At 44.2% G+C, this 18,035-nt stretch carries 6 protein-coding genes and 2 pseudogenes; all 8 read right to left on the bottom strand.

What is annotated here, in order from left to right:
- Window position 1: 1 nt before the first annotated feature.
- On the bottom strand, window positions 2–1,723 hold the full coding sequence (locus tag QUB26_RS22235) for an aconitase/3-isopropylmalate dehydratase large subunit family protein (protein ID WP_333319762.1): 1,722 nt from the start codon (window positions 1,721–1,723) through the stop codon (window positions 2–4).
- A 29-nt stretch (window positions 1,724–1,752) separates the two neighbouring features.
- Window positions 1,753–2,790 carry a 3-isopropylmalate dehydrogenase gene (gene leuB, locus QUB26_RS22230; protein WP_333319760.1) on the bottom strand — a complete coding sequence of 346 codons (1,038 nt, stop codon included), beginning with the start codon at window positions 2,788–2,790 and terminating at the stop codon, window positions 1,753–1,755.
- On the bottom strand, window positions 2,783–3,967 hold the full coding sequence (locus QUB26_RS22225; RefSeq protein WP_333319757.1) for a 2-isopropylmalate synthase: 1,185 nt from the start codon (window positions 3,965–3,967) through the stop codon (window positions 2,783–2,785). Before QUB26_RS22225 ends, leuB begins: the two co-directional genes overlap by 8 nt.
- 58 nt (window positions 3,968–4,025) lie before the next feature.
- The gene (locus QUB26_RS22220; RefSeq protein ID WP_333319803.1) at window positions 4,026–5,306 is read right to left on the bottom strand and encodes an MFS transporter; all 1,281 of its coding nucleotides are present in this window, start codon (window positions 5,304–5,306) and stop codon (window positions 4,026–4,028) included.
- A 26-nt stretch (window positions 5,307–5,332) separates the two neighbouring features.
- Complete coding sequence (locus QUB26_RS22215; RefSeq protein ID WP_333319755.1) at window positions 5,333–10,258, bottom strand: amino acid adenylation domain-containing protein; 4,926 nt, start codon at window positions 10,256–10,258, stop codon at window positions 5,333–5,335.
- Complete coding sequence (locus QUB26_RS22210; protein WP_333319753.1) at window positions 10,258–13,638, bottom strand: amino acid adenylation domain-containing protein; 3,381 nt, start codon at window positions 13,636–13,638, stop codon at window positions 10,258–10,260. Before QUB26_RS22210 ends, QUB26_RS22215 begins: the two co-directional genes overlap by 1 nt.
- Window positions 13,635–17,069: pseudogene (locus QUB26_RS22205) on the bottom strand (amino acid adenylation domain-containing protein); the annotation flags it as partial. The gene QUB26_RS22210 and the pseudogene QUB26_RS22205, both read right to left, overlap by 4 nt.
- A gap of 788 nt (window positions 17,070–17,857) precedes the next feature.
- A pseudogene (locus QUB26_RS22200) lies at window positions 17,858–18,035 on the bottom strand (IS630 family transposase); the annotation flags it as partial.

The raw sequence follows: 18,035 nt of genomic DNA, 5'->3' as shown, positions 1-18,035 counted from the left end.
CTCATTCGCTTGCATCGCTAAGGCGATCGCTAATTTTTCCCTCAACTGCCGAAATAGCTACCACGCGGGGAGAAGCTAAATAGTTCTTCGCCGTTGGATCGCCGCTTCGCCCTTTGAAATTGCGGTTGGTCGCATAAACCCCTGTCTCTTCTTGAGCGAGTATCCCAAGTCCGGCATTAATACAAGCGCCACAGCCTGATTTGAGAATTGTGGCTCCCGCCGCTTCAAATATTTGCATATACCCTAAATTCTCAGCATTTTGACGCACCTCAAAAGAAGCTGGTACGATAAAAAGGCTGACACCCGGAGCTATACGGCGACCTTCAAGCACCTCGGCAGCTTGAGCGAGATCGAAAAGTTTTCCCCCGGTGCAAGAACCAATAAAAGCCTTGGTAATAGGAATTTCTCCTAACTTGCTAATACCAATTACTTGGTCTGGTTTGGGGGGACGAGCGACCTGCGGTTCTAAATCGCTCAAATCAAACTCATAGATTTGTTCATAAGATGCCTCGGAGTCGCTACCAACGTCCTCAAATAAATCTTGACCGCAGTTTTGGAGATATTGGCGAGTTGTTTCATCAGGAGCAATTACCCCGCACATTGCACCGCACTCAATCGCCATGTTCGAGAGTGTCATGCGTTCTTCCATTGGCATCTGGTCGATAATACTGCCTCGGAATTCCATGACTTTTCCCGCAGCGCCGTCACAGCCAATTTTGCTGAGAATAAATAGGATGATGTCTTTGGCAGCAATATATTTGGGCAAAGTTCCTTCAAGTCTAAAAAGTAGGGTAGGGGGAACCCGCACCCACATATCCCCCATCGCAAAAATATTCGCCATATCCGTTGTTCCCACTCCAGTGGAAAAACATCCAAAGGCTCCGTAAGTGCAAGTGTGAGAGTCTGTACCCGCTACAATTGTACCTGGATGAATGAAGCCCTTTTCTGGCAGCAGAACGTGACAAATGCCAGCAGCTTCTCCTGGGGAAACCATATCGAACAAATGGCAGCCTTGCGAGCGGGCAAACTGCACCATTTCTGAGTATAATGAAGTGGCTTTAGGGTCTACTCGCACGTCGTTGACTTGAATAAAGTGATCGGCTACTAAAACAACGCGACTGGCATCCCAAAGTTTTGCTTCTTCTCCAAAATTCTGGTAAAAGACATCAGCAACAGGTGCGGCTACGGCATCGTGAGACATGGCTAAATCGACTTTAGCAAAAACCATCTCTCCCGGCTGAACGTAAGCATTGCCAGACGCCCGTGCCAAAAGTTTTTCTGTCAGAGTCATCGCCCTAGCATAAGTTGAACTCTGGGGAACAGAAATTTCACCTTTCTGCCGCTTTTGGTTAAAGGGAATTAAGCCGCCTGCCCTCACAATAGCTTCGACGACGGGATTATTATTAGGCTGGGAGTAAACTTCTAAAGTCAGACCAATATTGATGCTATTTCGGTAAAATATTTCGGCAAAAGACAGGGCGCGTATTTTTTTTATGCCAGCAGCTTTTATGGCAATAGGTGCATTTTCTCGGCTAGAACCGCAGCCGAAATTGCGTCCGGCTTCAATTTCTTCATAGCCTACAAGGTTTCCTTCACCAATCAGATGTTCAAAAGCATACTGCTTTAAATACTCTGGGTCGGCAGTAGTACACCGTTTTGCCGGAATAATATCGTCTGTATTGATATCATCTCCAAAAATCAACACTTTCGGTTCGGTTGTCATAAGTTCTCCCTACTGCTTGTTTATCAAAGTTAACTACCGAGTTGTTGGACTATCAACTCGGTTAAAGTTTCCGCGTTGACTAAGATTTCTTGACCCTGGGGAGCTAAGTCTGCCGTGCGGTAGCCCAGGGCTAAAACTTTTTCGATGGCTTGAATTAGCTTGATAGCCGCATGAGTTTCCCCCCACTGCTGAAGCATTAAAACAACTGCCCCCATCGTTCCTAGAGGATTGGCAATACCCTTCCCGGCAATATCTGGTGCTGTGCCGTGTATGGCTTCATAAAGACCGAACCCGCGCTCGTTGAGACTGGCAGAGGGTAATAACCCGATGGAACCTACTAATGCTCCTCCGATATCGCTGAGGATATCCCCAAATAAATTTCCTGCTAGAATCACATCAAATCGCTTAGGCTCCCGCACGAGTTGCATGGCTAAGTTATCCACTAGCATTGGCTCTACTATAACATCAGGGAAATGTTCGGCTTCCTCCTGCACTAAACGGCTCCAAGGGATTTGTGGCAGAGCATTTTCTTTATGGGCAACGGTAAGCAAACCTCGGCGCTCTTTTGCTTTGCCTAGAGCTACTTTAGCGATGCGGCGGATTTGCCAGTCGTAGTATTTCATTGTATGAAAGCCATAATAGCCACTGTCGTCTTCTGTTCGTCCTGATGGTCCAAAATAAATTCCGCTTACGAGCTCTCGAACAAATAATATATCGGCTCCTTGAATCTTGTGCGACTGAAGGCTGGATTTATCCAATAAAGTTTCAAAGGGACGCACGGGACGAAAATTGATAAAAAAGTCGAAGTGTTGGCGAAGTTCGAGAATCCCGCCTCTCGTGACGGCTCCGAATAAAATTCCATCAGCACCTTCGCATAGTTTGGCGGTTTGGTCGGGGAAGAATTTTCCAAATTCATTGAAGGCAGGTTGTCCAATTAAGGCATAGTCTATAACTAGAGAAAACCCTTCTAATTTTGCTAAATACACGAGAACTTTTAAGGAAGCGTCTACCACTTCTGGCCCGATCCCTTCGCCAGGGAGAGCTACGACGCGATACGGCTCAGTCATTGAAAAATCCTCCCTCGAATAACTCGACAACTTCTTCTGGGGAAAAGCACCGCTGCTCTTGAATGGAAAGGGATTTGATTTTGTCTCGCATTCGGTTGTAATCTTCTGGAGTAAGCGGTTTGTTGAGTTGCTTTTCAAACAGGTACTGAAAATTGCTAGAACCGCTGCATTTGCCAAACCAAATTTCTGGCGCGGCGTGAGGAAAAATATGGTAGCTATCTGGGTCGCGTAAGAAGCCGTTAACGTGAATGCCGCTTTCGTGACGAAGGGCAGCTTGGGAGTAAGGGGAAGCAGGACGAACTCCTAGTGAATCGAGGTAGTCTGTGACTTGGGAGAGGGCTTCATAATTAATGCCCTCTACTTCTATCCCAAAGCGCAATCTAAGTCCATTTAAGACTTGCTCTAGTGGGATATTACCCGCCCGTTCGCCAATGCCTCGGAATGTGCCTGAAATCATAGAAGCTCCCGCGATGACAGCTTGGAGGGTATTTTCGAGAGCCATGCCTAAGTCATTGTGAAAATGCACTCCTAAAGCTGCATTGTTGACCAATTCTAGAATGTCGCGAACCCATACATAAGTTTTCTCTGGAGTGAGGATGCCCATTGTGTCGCAGAGGACAAAGTGTTCGATGTAGGGTTGAAATTCGCGAATGCACTGAACTAAAAAGTTAAAATCAGCGCGGCTGGCATCTTCGGCAGCAAACTCTACTTTTAAACCGACTTCTGCACTCGTAGCATAGCGCAGATTTTCCACAACTTTATTAATCATGTTCTGACGGACGCGGCAGACAAGTGCATTAGGGAGATTGTCATCCTCTATTTTCTCTGGGTGCGCTGTTAAATTGCGGACTTCTGCATCTCTTAAAAGTAAAAGGCGATCTGAAACGGCATAGAAGAGGATAATTCGTTCTATTCCGCAAGCTTTAGCTCGATCGATAAATTGTTTACCAAGCATTGTGGAAGCCGTCATGGTGCTGCCTAAGCCTTCTGCTACCAAGGTTTTTAGTAAATGTTCTTCGGTTTCGTGAACGGCTGGCATTATTGCTATTTGGTGGATTCCAGCTTGGCTGATGAGTTTGGCTAAAGTTCTTTTAGTTTCATAAGGAAAGAAAAGCCCAGCTTGTTGTTCACCATCTCGGAGGGTTTCGTCAGACATGATTAAGGGAAGTGTTGGCATAGGATATCTCCCAAAAAATATGGTTTCTACTGTTATCAATTAAGATTTACAAGCCGCGCTAAATCGCATCTGGTAATTCGCGTTCCACAAACCGCAAGCGCGGATATCGGTAAACTGCAACTGTCACACCTATAACTAGAATTTGCATCGTAATAAATAGCAAGCCAATACCGCGGCCCGGCCCCACACCAATGATTTGACCGATGCTTCCAGCTAATAAACCATCAGCCGCCATTAGAGGTTCAAAGATTCGTTCGGCTAGAGGGCCAGCCACAACATAGGCGAGGGGGATGCACGAGAAACAAATCATATTAATTGTGGCAAAGACTCGGCCTTGAATATCGGGAGCCACTTTTCGGAGTAAGATGGCATCGCACCAGCCATTGATGAAAGGTAAGCTGAAGAAAAACAAGAAGAAAGCCAGAGCAAAAAGGGCGGCATCGGCGCGTAATCCCAATGCTAAAATGCACAGTTGACTGAGAAACGCAAAACCAAATACGCCACGAATTAAAGTTCTGGGACCTCCCCAAATACTCATAACTACACTACCCAGCAGCATCCCGGCACCGCCGAGGGATTGAATGGTTCCGAGAACAGTAACAGAAGTAAAAGAAAGTACCAGTGGCGGGAATAAAACTTCAATCAGTCCAAAAACAAAATTATTGATAGCGAAAACAATTAGCAAAGCTAAAAGTCCGGGTCTAACAGTAATATAAGTCCAGCCTTCAAGTGCCTCGCGCCAGAGAGAGGCTTTTCCATTAACTGGAACCGCAGCAGTCTTAGCGTCAGGAAAGCGAACCAGCAATAGGGTGGTGAGGGCAAACAGGAAGGTGGCAAAGTCAATTATAATGACACCTTCAAGTTGAATAATTCCTAGCAAGATTCCTGCTAGCAGCGGTGAAATTAGCTGGGCGCACGCTTCTGCTGATTGAACCATACCACTAGCACGAGGGAGAAATTCTTTCGGCACTAATGAAGAGGCCGAAGCAGTGTAAGCGGGCAACTGAAACGCTTTGCAGACGGAACTGAGGCTGACAGCTAGGTAGATGTGCCAGATTTGAAGGTTTCCGGTGGTGAGTAATAGGGCCATCGCCACTGTAGTTATCGCCGCGCCGGAGTCAGATAGAATTATGCACCACCGTCTGTTCCATCGGTCAACTAAGGCACCTGCTACCGGGGAAATCAGGATACTGGGCAGCATGGCCGATAGCAAAATCAGAGAGAATTGGGTGACTGATCCTGTACGCTGGTACACCCAAACTCCCAATGCAAAGCTCGTCAGACCTGATCCGATGAGGGATACCAGTTGTCCGAACCAGACAAGAAGAAAAACGCGCATTTTGTAGAATATACCGAATCGCATAGTTATACAATAGTAGTTGGCTCTGGTGCACTCAAAAATCCTATATTCAGGAAATAAGAAAAATAGATATTGAGTAACTCTGCATTGAGAGGCGGGCAACAAATTTCAGTTCCAGACAAAGCTTCGCGCGTATTTTGGTTGTCAAATTTAAATTCAATTTTTTGAGAGTCAGCCTCTTCAGAAAACATGGGTAATAGAGAATGCAGAGCATTTTCGGGGAAATAATTAAGATGATGAATCAGTTCTTGACGCCACTTTCCAATTGAAACTTGTTTAACTGGATAACCAAAGCTTTGTATCCAATTAATTAGATATTCCCAAGATATCTGATGATGATTGGTGATATGAAAAGCCTGTCCCAAGGATGAATTTGCTTGTGATATGCAAACAATAGCTTTGCTCACATAGTCTACAGGAATCATTTCTACCATCATTTCTAACTCAGGGAACATTCCAAGTTGGATACAACCTTTAATCGTCCTAAACAGCCAATCATCTGTAGCCACCGCACCTGTCTGGCTGTGTCCAGCAAAACGACCTAGCCTGTATATGCACACAGGAATTCCCCTTTCACGAGCGATATTCATTAATTTTTCTGCTACCCATTTGCTTTGACCATAGCCGCTAGTCAACCCTTGATTACTATCGAGAGGGTCTGATTCGGCAATTAGCTGACGCTGAAAATAGTGAGGTGAATAGAATACACCAAGAGTAGAAATAAAATGTACAGGCTTGATTTTGATTTGGCTAGCTAACCTGAGAACGTCTTGAGTTGCCGTAACATTAACTGCTTTTAAGGCAGAGTAGGGATAGATAATATTATTGGATTCCCCATTGTGATAAATAACATCAATACGATGGGCTAAATTTTGAAACTCCGCTGCGCTAATACCTAAACGGGATTGAGATAAATCTCCAATGACAGGAATAATTCTGGAACTGAAGCTTGACTGCCAGAGAGTGTAAAATGCAAGTTGAGTTTGCAACTTGTTTTTTCCCTCATCCGAATTAGAGGCATTAACCAAACAATATATATCAGCGGTCGTTTGCAGAAGCAATTCATAGAGTAAATAACTTCCGCAAAATCCTGTTGCGTCTGTTAGAAAAATACATTTTGGTTCGCTAATTGGATTGAACGCTAGCGAGTGAGGCTGGATTTCCTTGTCAAGAAAGACTTCAGCACTTAAATCGAGAATATTGTCGGTCAGATTATCGATTGTTCCTACCTGGTGAATCTTGTCAATAAGTTGGGCAATACCAGCCACAGTCGGAAATTCAAACAAGCGATGTATTGGTATATCTATGCCACAGACTTCATGTAACTGAGACAGCAGCCGAATAACTAATAAAGAATTTCCACCGAGTTCAAAGAAGTTATCGTTAACTCCTACTTGCTTCAAACCCAGTAATCCTGCCAAAATATGGGATACAAGAATTTCCGTAGGAGTACAAGGAATGTTCTTAGGCTCTATCATCTCACTCGTATTTCCTGTAGGTACTGGTAGCTTGCGACGATCTACTTTTCCATTGGGTGTTAATGGCATAGCCTCTAACAGCACAAAGCTAGATGGCACCATGTAAGATGGTAGTTTTTTTTTGATAAAATCACGGAGATTACCTGCGAGTATTCTTTGTAAGCTTTTCACCATACCGCTACTTTCGAGTAAATCTTGGTAATTTTGATGCCAAAGAGATTGGGTTTCGGGTGTCAGTATTAGTTGCACGCCTGTTTGTTGTTCTTGATGCCAAGCAATTCTCCCTTTTAAGGGTGACTGTAGCAAATTATTTGGTAGTTGGAGTTGCAAGTGGATTTCTTGACCGGGCGTGGCATCTAATTTCCCTATTAAACCAACACCACCAAAAGAAATATCTCTAGTTTGCAATAGAAGTTGAGTACCATTACTCAGTTCTACTAAACACTCAATTTGATAAGGTACTCGTTCTGGAAAAAGGTTAGATACTATATAAGCTACTAAATTCTTGTTGGTCGGCACATCTTCTCTATCGATGACCACAGCTTCTCGCACGTTAAGATGCTGGTTCAAAACTGACTCAATTTCCCCTAGCTCAATACGAAAACCACGAATTTTTACCTGATTATCAGTACGACCCACTAATTCGAGATTGCCATCGGGCAGGTAGCGAACTAAATCTCCGGTTTTGTAGAGGTAAGAACCTGGTTGATTGTTAAAAGGGTTGCAAATAAACCGCTGTTGAGTTAGATCGGGACGGTTTAAATAGCCTCGTGCTAGACCATCACCACCAGTATACAGTTCACCCGGAACACCAATAGGAACAGGCTGTAGATGAGTGTCTAGCACATATACTTGCGTGTTGGCAATAGGACGACCTATAGGTACAGCTTTAACATCTGCCAAGTTCTTCTCTTTCCAGAGATCAGGTTCATAAATTGTAGATGTAATTGTAGTTTCAGTCAGTCCATAAGCATTGAGCCAACGGATGTGATTCCCTACTATTTTCTGCCAATCCATCAATTTGTCTGGTAAAACTTTCTCATTACCAACCACAACTAATCTTAACGAAGCAGGCAATTGAATCTCTGAACTCTCCAGAACAGATACCCACTCATGCCAGTAAGAGGCAGGCAGGTTAAGAACAGTCAGCTTTTCCCGGTTTATTAATTCTTGAAACTCTGCAATAGTTGGAGAAATTGAACCTGGTCGGAGAACGACAGTACCCCCACCGATCCAAGTAGGAAATACTTCTTCTGCTGCTACATCAAAGCTAATGGAAGTAAACTGTAAAACCCTATCTGTTGCTTGCAAATCATAGTGCTTGGCAATGGAGACGCTGTGGTTGACTAAGGCCTGATGCGAAATCAGAACTCCTTTTGGCTGCCCCGTAGACCCTGATGTATAGATGGCATAGGCTAGATTATGGGGCGTTACGTTGCTAGTAGGGTTTTCCTCGCTGGAGCGGGAAATTTCTTCCCAATCAAAGTCTAGGCAAACAACTCGTGCCTGATGTTCAGGAAGAGACTCAACAAACCGGAACTGGGTAAGCAGCACTGGCACAGAGGAGTCTTTGAGCATAAAAGTTTTTCGCTCAGACGGATAGGCAGGATCTATGGGGACATAAGCACCGCCCGCTTTGAGGATGCCTAAGAGTCCTACTATCATCTCAAGAGAACGCTCTACACAAATGCCTACCAGTGTTTCTGGTTTTAGTCCTAATGTTTGTAAATAATGTGCTAGTTGGTTGGCCTTGGCATTTAGTTCTCGGTAAGTTAGGTGCTCCTCTTTAAAGATTACTGCTACTGCATCTGGTGTTTGTTCTACCTGCACTTCAAATAATTGATGAATACATAGATTCTGAGGATAGTCTTGTTGAGTTTGATTCCACTCGACTAATAACTTGGATTGTTCAATTGCTGTCAAAATGGGTAAATCTGATAGTCTTTGTTCTGGATTCGCTACAATACCTGCCAATAGCGTTTGCCAATGCTCTATCATTCGAGCAATGGTCGCGGTATCAAAGAGGTCTGTACTATATTCAAAAGCTCCTGTTAATCCCTGCTTGGTTTTCTGTAAAGATAAGCTTAAATCAAACTTAGCCGTATCATTGCTTCCTGGTTCAGATATGTTAAGTTTTAAATCTTTGAGAGTAATATCAGACGTTGATTCATGCTCCATATCGAAACTTATTTGAAACAAGGGCGAGTAGCTTAAGTGACGCTCTGGGTGTAGTGATTCTACTAACTTATCAAACGGTAAGTCTTGATGATCGTAAGCTTCTAAGACAACTTGTTTAACTTGTTGTAATAACTGAAGAAAGGTAGGGTTTTGTGATAAATCTGTACGTAGCACTAAATTATTAACAAAAAATCCAATCATTCCTTGAATTTGAGGGTACTGACGATTAGCAACGCTCGAACCAACAGCAATATCGGGCTGATTAGTGTAGCGATAAAGTAATATTTTAAATGCTGTGAGGAGCAACATAAAGAGCGTGACCCCCTGCTGCTGACTCAAACTTACGAGTGCTTCACTTATATCTTGCTCAAGGGTAAAAACTTGAGTTTCTCCGCGAAAGGATTGTACAGCAGGTCGGGGACGGTCGGCTGGCACTTCTAACAGCGCTGGCATCCCTGCTAGTTTTTGTTGCCAGTAAGCGAGTTGAGACTGTAAAATTTCTCCCTGTAACCACTGCTGTTGCCACACAGCAAAGTCTACATATTGAAGGTGGATTTCAGGCAGAGTTAGTGTATGATGCTCAACTAAAGCTGAGTAAATTGTGGTTAACTCTTGAACAAAGATATTGACAGACCAACCATCAAAGATAATGTGGTGAACTGTTAGCAGTAGAACATTTTCTGTTGGAGTAAGCTGAACTAACTGTGCTCGGAGTAGAGGCTCTTGGGCGAGATTAAACACATACATTACTGACTGAGAAGCTAATTTATCATACTCAAGCTCTCGTTCACTTGCTGGCAGAGGACGAAAATCCACGACTGGCAGCGTAAAATCTCTAGTGGCAGCGATCGCCTGAACGGGTTCTCCGTCTACAGCAATAAAGTTAGTGCGTAAGATTTCATGGCGATTGATGAGTAATTGCAAGCTTGACTCTAAAGCCGCAATATTGAGTTGACCGCTAAAATGCAAGCCAAGAGGAATATTATAGAACGCGCTGTTCGGCTGCAATTGGTTTAGGAACCAAAGACGCTGTTGGGCAAAAGAAAGAGGGAAGGTGTTGTTTTCTGTTCTGGATATAGGAGCGAGCGCACTAGCATTCTTCTGATTATTGGCTTGGTGTAAAAAGGAGATTATCTCTGCTTTACGCCCATTAATTTCTGACTTGAGAGCAGGGGTGAGTGTCCCTTCAGGAGCGTTGCAACGCAGGCGATCGCCTTCCATAAATAGGTTGATATCCAGCTTGCGTAGATTATTAATAAACTCAATTGTATTCATCAAAATTCCACCTCTTCTCGGTTATTAATAGTTGTGTTGCTCGTTTCGCTATTTTGAGTCGCCCAAGAAATTGCTTCAATGTAGCTAGAAATATCCGCTACAGTTGGAGCTTCAAACAACTTCGATAAAGGCAGATTTAGTCCAAAGGTATGACTCACTTTTGAGAGAAGTTGAGTTGCCAGTAAGGAATGCCCACCTGATTCAAAAAAATTGTCATTTATACTCACTTTCTCTACTCCCAAGACCTTAGCCCAGATGGACGCTAGTAATTCTTCTGTAGGAGTCCGAGGAGCTACAAAATCTCCTTTGTGAATTAAACTATTGAGGTCTGGTGCTGGTAATAATTTGCGGTCTACTTTGCCATTGGGGGTCAGCGGTAAGGACTCCAAAGTTACAAAAGCACTAGGCACCATATAGTCTGGTAGTCGCTCTTTCAGAAAATGCCGCAGGTCACCAACGGTGGGCGCAGGTTTCTGAAGAGGGACAGCGTAAGCGACTAAACTCTTTTGGCTGGGAATATCTTCTCGAAGCACGACTGCAACAGAGAGTAAGTTTGGATGTTGACTCAGTGCTGCTTCAATTTCTCCGAGTTCGATCCGAAAACCACGAACCTTCACTTGGTCATCTATCCGACCGAGATATTCGATATTGCCGTCGGTCAGGTAGCGGGCTAAGTCCCCTGTTTTGTAAAGGCGCGAACCCGGTTCATTGCTAAAGGGGTTGGGAATGAATTTCTTATCAGTCAACTCGGGACGGTTGAGGTAACCTTTGGCAAGTCCCACACCCGCAATGTGGAGTTCTCCGGGAACACCGATGGGAACGGGTTGGTTGTGAGGGTCGAGAATATAGATTTTTGTGTTAGCGATCGGACGCCCAATGGGCGGTTTCTGATTTCCGTCACTGCAAAGGGCAACGGTGGCGCAGACAGTGGCTTCTGTTGGCCCGTAGAGATTGAAAAAACGCCGTCCATTTGCCCATCGTTCAACCGAGGAAGGAGGACACTCCTCTCCCCCTACGACAATATTCTCTAAAGTGGGTAATTCCTCATCAGGCAAAGCCGCTAGCACAGATGGCACCAAGTTAGCGTGGGTAATTTTTTGCTCCCTCAATAGCTGGAGCAATGTTAGCCCTGATTGTAATTGTTCTCGTGTTCCAAGACAGAGCTTGCCCCCCGCACAAAGAGCCATGATAATTTCCCAGATAGAAGCGTCAAAGCTAATGGAAGCAAACTGAAGAATTCGACTGTCTGAGTGTATGTTGAATAGCTGGATCTGTGCTGTGGTTAAGTTGCACAGTCCAGAGTGGGCCAATAAGACGCCCTTGGGCTTGCCTGTAGACCCTGATGTGTAGATAACGTAAGCCAGGTTATCCGGCGTTACTGTGCTGCTGGGGTTCTCCGAACTGTGGAAAGCACTTTTTTCTATGTCCCCATCCACACAGACAACACGCGCAGAGTTTGGGGGAAGCAATTCAACCAGTTGCGTCTGGCTGAGCAGCACCGGCACCGAGGAGTCCTCCAGCATGAAGGCCAACCGTTCTTGTGGGTAAGTTGGGTCGAGGGGGACATAAGCACCACCAGCTTTGAGGACGCCTAAGATTCCCACAATCATCTCAAAGGAACGCTCTACGCAGATCCCCACTAGCACTTCTGGCCCTACTCCCAAGCTTTGCAGGTAGTGAGCTAATTTGTTGGCGCGTCGGTTTAATTCCCCATATGTGAGTTGTTCCCCTTTAAATACCAGTGCCACCGCATCAGGTGTTAGAGCCACCTGCTCTTCAAATAACTGATGGATACACTTATCCTGGGGATAGTCAATCGTTGTATTATTCCACTCAATTAATAGCTGGTAGCGCTCTGGTTGTGTCAGTAGGGGCAATTCTGAAATTGGTTGAATAGGATTGACTGCGATCGCTTCCAGTAATATCTGGAAATGGCCTGTCATCCGAGCGATCGTGGCATCATCAAACAAGTCGGTATTGTATTCCCATTCTCCAATTAGTCCCGATGAAGTCTTCTCTATAAACAAAGCCAAATCAAAGTGTGTTATGCCAGTTTCTACTGCTAATGGACTTACTCTTAAGCCTTCCATCTGGATTTCGGGTAATTCGTCGAGCAGCATAAACATCACCTGGAACAGTGGTGTGTAACTCAAAGAGCGTTCTGGCTGCAATATCTCTACTAATTTTTCAAAGGGTAGGTCTCGATTAGCGTATGCTCCGAGCGTTACTTTTCGCACCCTGGACAGTAAATCCTCAAAACTTGGGTTTCCTGCCAAACAAGTGCGTAATACTAGCGTATTAACAAAATATCCAATTAAATCTTTAAATTCGGGACGATCGCGATTCGCAATGGGCGAACCTACACAAAGATCGGTTTGCCCAGTATAACGGTAAAGTAAGGTTTGAAACGCCGCTAACAGCGTCATAAAAATAGTCACTTTTTGCCTCCGACTTAAACCGATCAGAGCCTCGGTGAGTGACTTTGAAATGACAAATCTATAATGTTTTCCTCCAAAGGTTTGTGTAATTCCTCGCGCTCGGTCAGTGGGTAGTTCTAATAAAGGTGGTGCATCTAATAGTTTTTCTTTCCAATAGGTTTGTAGGGAATCTAATACCTCACCTGTCAAGTATTGCCTCTGCCAAACCGCAAAGTCTGGATACTCAGCCGGCAGTGGAGGTAAGTCTTGGGATAAGTCATTGTAGAAAGCTGCTAACTCCCGCCACATGATGCCTAATGACCAACCATCCCAGACAATGTGGTGAGTTCTCAGCAAGAATATATGTTCTGTTTTTGTTAGCTTAAGTACAGTTCCTTGGATTAAAGGCTCGCTAACTAAGTCAAAGGGCTTGTGGGCTTGTTCCGTTGCTAATCGCTGAAATTCTATTTCTCGGTCACTAGCAGGTAGATTGCTTAAGTCTACGACTGGTACTGTCAAAGTCAAACTTTCAGCAATGATCTGAACTGGCTGCCCATTAACCACCGTAAAGTTTGTGCGTAAAGCTGCATGGCGAGCGACGATCTTGTTCAGGCTTTGCTCTAGTGCAACGATGTTCAGTACGCCCAAGAATCGTAAAGCAAATAGTTCGTTGTAAGAAACGTTATTTGGGTCTAACTGGCTCAAAAACCATAGTTGTTCTTGGGGAAAAGATAAAGGTATGTCCCGTTTTTCTGAGACGGGTACAAGGGTTTGTTTAGTATCGTTCGCGCTTGTGTTGCTTTGGGACAGCAACGAGATAACTTTTGCTTTATGCAATACTAATAATTCCCGATCTTCTGATGTCATTACCCCCTTGGGAGCGCGAAAGCGCAACGTATCGCCCTCTAGCCACAATTTGACACCGCGTTCGGCAAGTTCAGCTAAAAATTGATTGAGGTTCATAGTGCGCCCTCCTCCATCTCATAGGAACGTAGTTCGCCACGTCTGCGGACATCCAGCGTCGCGCAATGGAAAGAACCCATGAAAGGATAGTAACTTTCAAACTCGCAAGGAATCGGTTTAAACCCCCAGTCTTTTAATGCTTGAATCGTAGATTCCTGTGATTTTTCCACGATTACTCGCTCTTCATCGAGACTGAGTACATTCATATTGACCCACTGACTGATCACTTTTGTGTCATAAAGTGTCATCGGCGTTCGGTTTGGTTTAGGTGCCAGCAGGATATCCCAAGATTTGAAGTAGTCAGGCAAATTGTCAACATCTATGAAAAGCGGATTTACTAACACTTTTCCAGGAGCTAGGGGAACTAGAGTGGTGTCAATATGCAAGGCTTGTGGGCAAAGTGACTGAAGCTCGTGAACTCGATATTTATCGCCCAGGTGTCGGCGCACCCATTCGATCCCAAGACTGTTAGTGACGTGACTTTTCTGTACAAAAATATCCCGTCCAAAGCGTACAAAGTCTGCGGCATCAAACGTTGGCTCAAACTCAGTGATTACAAAGCGCCTTTCCTCACCTGGAGCGGGAGTTTTGTAATCTGGGTCGTATTGTGTATCGAGTAGCTGCGGTTTTGGTGCAGCGACCCACTTGGCTCCTCCCTTTAAGTATTCTTTGAGTAGGGAGCGGTAAGCCCACGACTCGAAATAACGACTGCGATCGGCCATTGGAGCTTCAATAATTTCATTCCCAATTACCAAGAAAACGTCGCGGGGATTTGCTGAACAAAAGCCATTCATGACTTCCCAATCTGGTGTGCGGAAAGAGGCAGAGTAATCAACAATATCTGGGCGACGGACAATAACTCCTTCGGATTCAAGAATATGAGCAAATCCATCGACACACTTGGTAGCAGCCTGAACGAGCCACTCTGGGTAGGGGAGCGGCTGTTTCTCCGTCCGCTTGGCTAAGCTCTCCATTTGTTTCTCTTGACCGGGAAGCACGGTAGCGCGATGAATGGTATGCCAGGAGGGAACCATCGCTCCATCGACGATGCCAACAATAACTTCCTCAAGTGGGTCCCATTCATTGTAAGAACACACGGGAGATGGGTTAGTAACTGTGGCGGAGCGATCGAATGACTTGGGGGAGGCGAATTCAGTGACTGTTCTTTTTTCTAAAGGCTTAAGATCCTTGTGTGACTTATCGTTGCGTAAAAGTTCAAGCTGTTGAGACATTAATTGAAGCTGTTGCGCGATAATTCTTTCTACACTCGTCTCAGATTCTACATTTTCATTTGCTTTTTTCATTGTTTTATATTGGGGGACGGCTACTGCTACATCTAATGTTTGGGCTTGAGCTAGTTCTTGGGGGGATTTACTGGAAGTGAGTTCTTCGATTGTATCAAGGAATTTTAATTCAAAATTTGGGAAAGTTGATGATTCCGAGTCTTCCAACCCATTTTTCTCGATATAATTAGCTAGAGTCTCAATAGTTTCTAATTCTTCAAAAAACTGTTGAACTTCCACCTTGACCCCAAAATTACTTTTAATGCTTTGCATTATTTCTAAAAGAAGGAGTGAATCCGTCCCCAGTTCTAAAAAAGTGGCAGTGGCATCTATTTCATCGCTTTCTATTTGAAGCAACTTCGCTACCAAAGAACGTAAGGTTGAGCGAATGCTATCTGAGGGTGTAGTTTTTAATCCGGTATCTCTGTGTTTAGCTGGGGAATTAATATCCATTTTTAGATTAGATATATTAGTTTGTGATGGATTTAGCTCCATCGTTTCACCATATTCATGTAGCGCGTGACGATCTACCTTGCCATTCGGTGTTAATGGCAGGGCATCTAACATCACGAACACTCCTGGAATCATGTGAACGGGCAGTTTCTCTTTGAGAAAACTGCACAGATTGCTGCGAGAAATCGCCCTAGCGTCCCTAGGGACAATGTAGGCTGCCAGATATTTGCGGTCTGAAACATCTTGTCGCGCCACGACCACAGTTTCTAAAACTGCTGGGTGTTGAGACAACACTGCCTCAATTTCGCCGAGTTCGATACGGAATCCGCGAATTTTTACTTGATTATCGATGCGACCAATAAATTCGATGTTGCCATCTGGGAGATAACGAGCTAAGTCGCCAGTTTTATAAAGGCGATCACCTGGTTCATTGCTAAAGGAGTTGGAGATAAATTTCTCTTTAGTCAAATTGGGACGGTTGAGATATCCTCTTGCTAGACCAACACCCCCGATATGGAGTTCTCCCGGAACGCCAATTGGTACAGGTTGCATCTGCTCGTTAAGCAAATAGATTTTTGTATTCAGTACAGGCTTACCAATTGGCGTATTGCCGCTTCTCACTTCAAAAGAGCTAACAGAATACAGAGTGGCACAAATTGTAGCTTCTGTTGGCCCGTAACCGTTAATAATGTACAATCCCGGAATTTCCTTGCTTAGCGATGTCAACAACCGAGTGGGAATGGGTTCTACTCCTACGAGCAATCTACGCAAAGAAACCTTATGCGTTCCTTGCAAAACTCTTTCAGAAAGCTGATTGAGCATGAACGGAGGAATGTAAGCACTGTGAATTTGATGAAAATTTAACCAGTCAAGAAATGTCTGAGTGTCTGAGCGTACATTGTTTGAAACTATATAGAGCGTTCCTCCGGCTAATAACGCTGAAAATATTTCATAGACAGAAACATCAAAACTAATTCCCGTCCATAAACTACACCTATCCCCGACAGAAAGAGGCTGTTTGCTCTGGAAATCTGTGTATAGGTTAACAACTCCGGTATGACAGCAACAAACTCCTTTTGGTCTACCTGTAGAGCCAGAGGTGTAGATAACGTAGGCTAGGTTATCAGGCGTTACACTGCTACTAGGATTTTCCTTGCTTTGTTGGACAATTTCTTCCCAGTCTTTGTCCAAGTAGACGACATACGCAGAATGTGGAGGAAGTTTCTCGATTAGCTTCGACTGAGTGAGCAGCACCGACACAGAAGAGTCCTGTAGCATGAAGGCCAAGCGCTCAGACGGGTATGCGGCATCGAGTGGAACGTATGCGCCCCCAGCTTTGAGAATCCCCAGAAGTCCCACTATCATATCGATGGAGCGTTCAACACAAATTCCCACCAAAACTTCTGGCCCTACACCTAACTCTTGTAGATAATGGGCCAGTTGGTTTGCCTTAGCATTCAATTCTAAGTATGTGAGTTGCTGACTTTCAAAAACAACCGCTATGGCATCAGGTGTCCGTTCTACCTGTTCCTCAAATAGCTGGTGGATGCACTTATCTTGGGGATATTCTCTTGTAGTGTTATTCCACTCGACTAATAACTTATACCGTTCGGCGTCTGTTAAAGTTTCTTCGCTTCTAAGTTGCTGTTCTGGATTAAATGCTGAAATTTCTGATTTATTTAAAGGAGCTACCATGTGTCTAAGTTTAATTACAAATAAGAGAGTTCTGAGAGCGAGCGTCACATTGAGGGCAATTTTGTAGTAGCAATTTGGTGGCTTGCCCTAACCGAGTATAAATGCGTAAGTTTGAGGAAAGCTAAATGAGAAAACCTAGGCGTAACGCCCAATCCAGCAAAGAAACGGAGAACAGGATACCGCCCTCGGTATAAGAGGTTTACAACGGCTAACAGGAATATCCGGGAATTTTTTTATCCAATCAAGTTAAACCTTATCCAATGCTAGAACTTGTTGGGAATAATGCCTGAAGCTACGGCTTCCACCACCCCTGGATTTTCTGGCGGATAGGTGCTTTCGTTGTAGTTAAGAATGGTCATAATCCTGGTCATTAAATAATTTGTGTGGTCAATTGGCAGGGGTCTAATCAATGCTCATTTCAGTTCCAATCGCAGCCAATTTAGGCACGTTGCTATTGTTGGATAATTTTGTTAAGCAATAGGTGAATTATGCTATTGCTGTTGTGTTCGTAGATCACTCGCTTTGACTTGGAAGACAGCTAACTGCACCCACTGTCCTCCCAAATCATTCGGTACCTTTCAAAAAGTTGGCTCAGTACGAAATTTCTTGCCGGACGTTGCTATTGCACCCTACGTCCGCTGTTGAATGCCTTGATCACACTAAGAATCTGATTTTGTGAGCCCCTACCCCCTATAGATTCAATTTAATCTTTTTGCCAGCAATACTCATCAGCTTGTTTATTTGTCATCTATAGCAATCCTAAATGATTTTCTCTATCTAGATCAATCCTAAATGATTTTCTTTGTGTAAGTATATTGACGTATTTTGGGGAAATCAAATTTATGTTCGTTAGTAAAAAACTCAAACAAAAACTTGACAATCTTAAAAGATCTACATAAATACCAATACTTTCTTAAAAAGTTTTTAGCTTGTAGCCAAATATCTTCAACGGGATTCTGTTGGGGA

The organism is Microcoleus sp. B4-C1, assembly GCF_036705285.1.
Lineage (GTDB): Bacteria > Cyanobacteriota > Cyanobacteriia > Cyanobacteriales > Microcoleaceae > Microcoleus.
Note: the sequence above shows the minus strand (reverse complement) of the source record. Positions and strands in the feature narration are given on the sequence as shown.

Coding starts and splice junctions, on each gene's coding strand:
- QUB26_RS22210 (WP_333319753.1), bottom strand. CDS start 13,638: ATGAACCTCAATCAATTTTTAGCTGAACTTGCCGAACGCGGTGTCAAA.
- QUB26_RS22215 (WP_333319755.1), bottom strand. CDS start 10,258: ATGAATACAATTGAGTTTATTAATAATCTACGCAAGCTGGATATCAAC.
- leuB (WP_333319760.1), bottom strand. CDS start 2,790: ATGACTGAGCCGTATCGCGTCGTAGCTCTCCCTGGCGAAGGGATCGGG.
- QUB26_RS22235 (WP_333319762.1), bottom strand. CDS start 1,723: ATGACAACCGAACCGAAAGTGTTGATTTTTGGAGATGATATCAATACA.
- QUB26_RS22220 (WP_333319803.1), bottom strand. CDS start 5,306: ATGCGCGTTTTTCTTCTTGTCTGGTTCGGACAACTGGTATCCCTCATC.
- QUB26_RS22225 (WP_333319757.1), bottom strand. CDS start 3,967: ATGCCAACACTTCCCTTAATCATGTCTGACGAAACCCTCCGAGATGGT.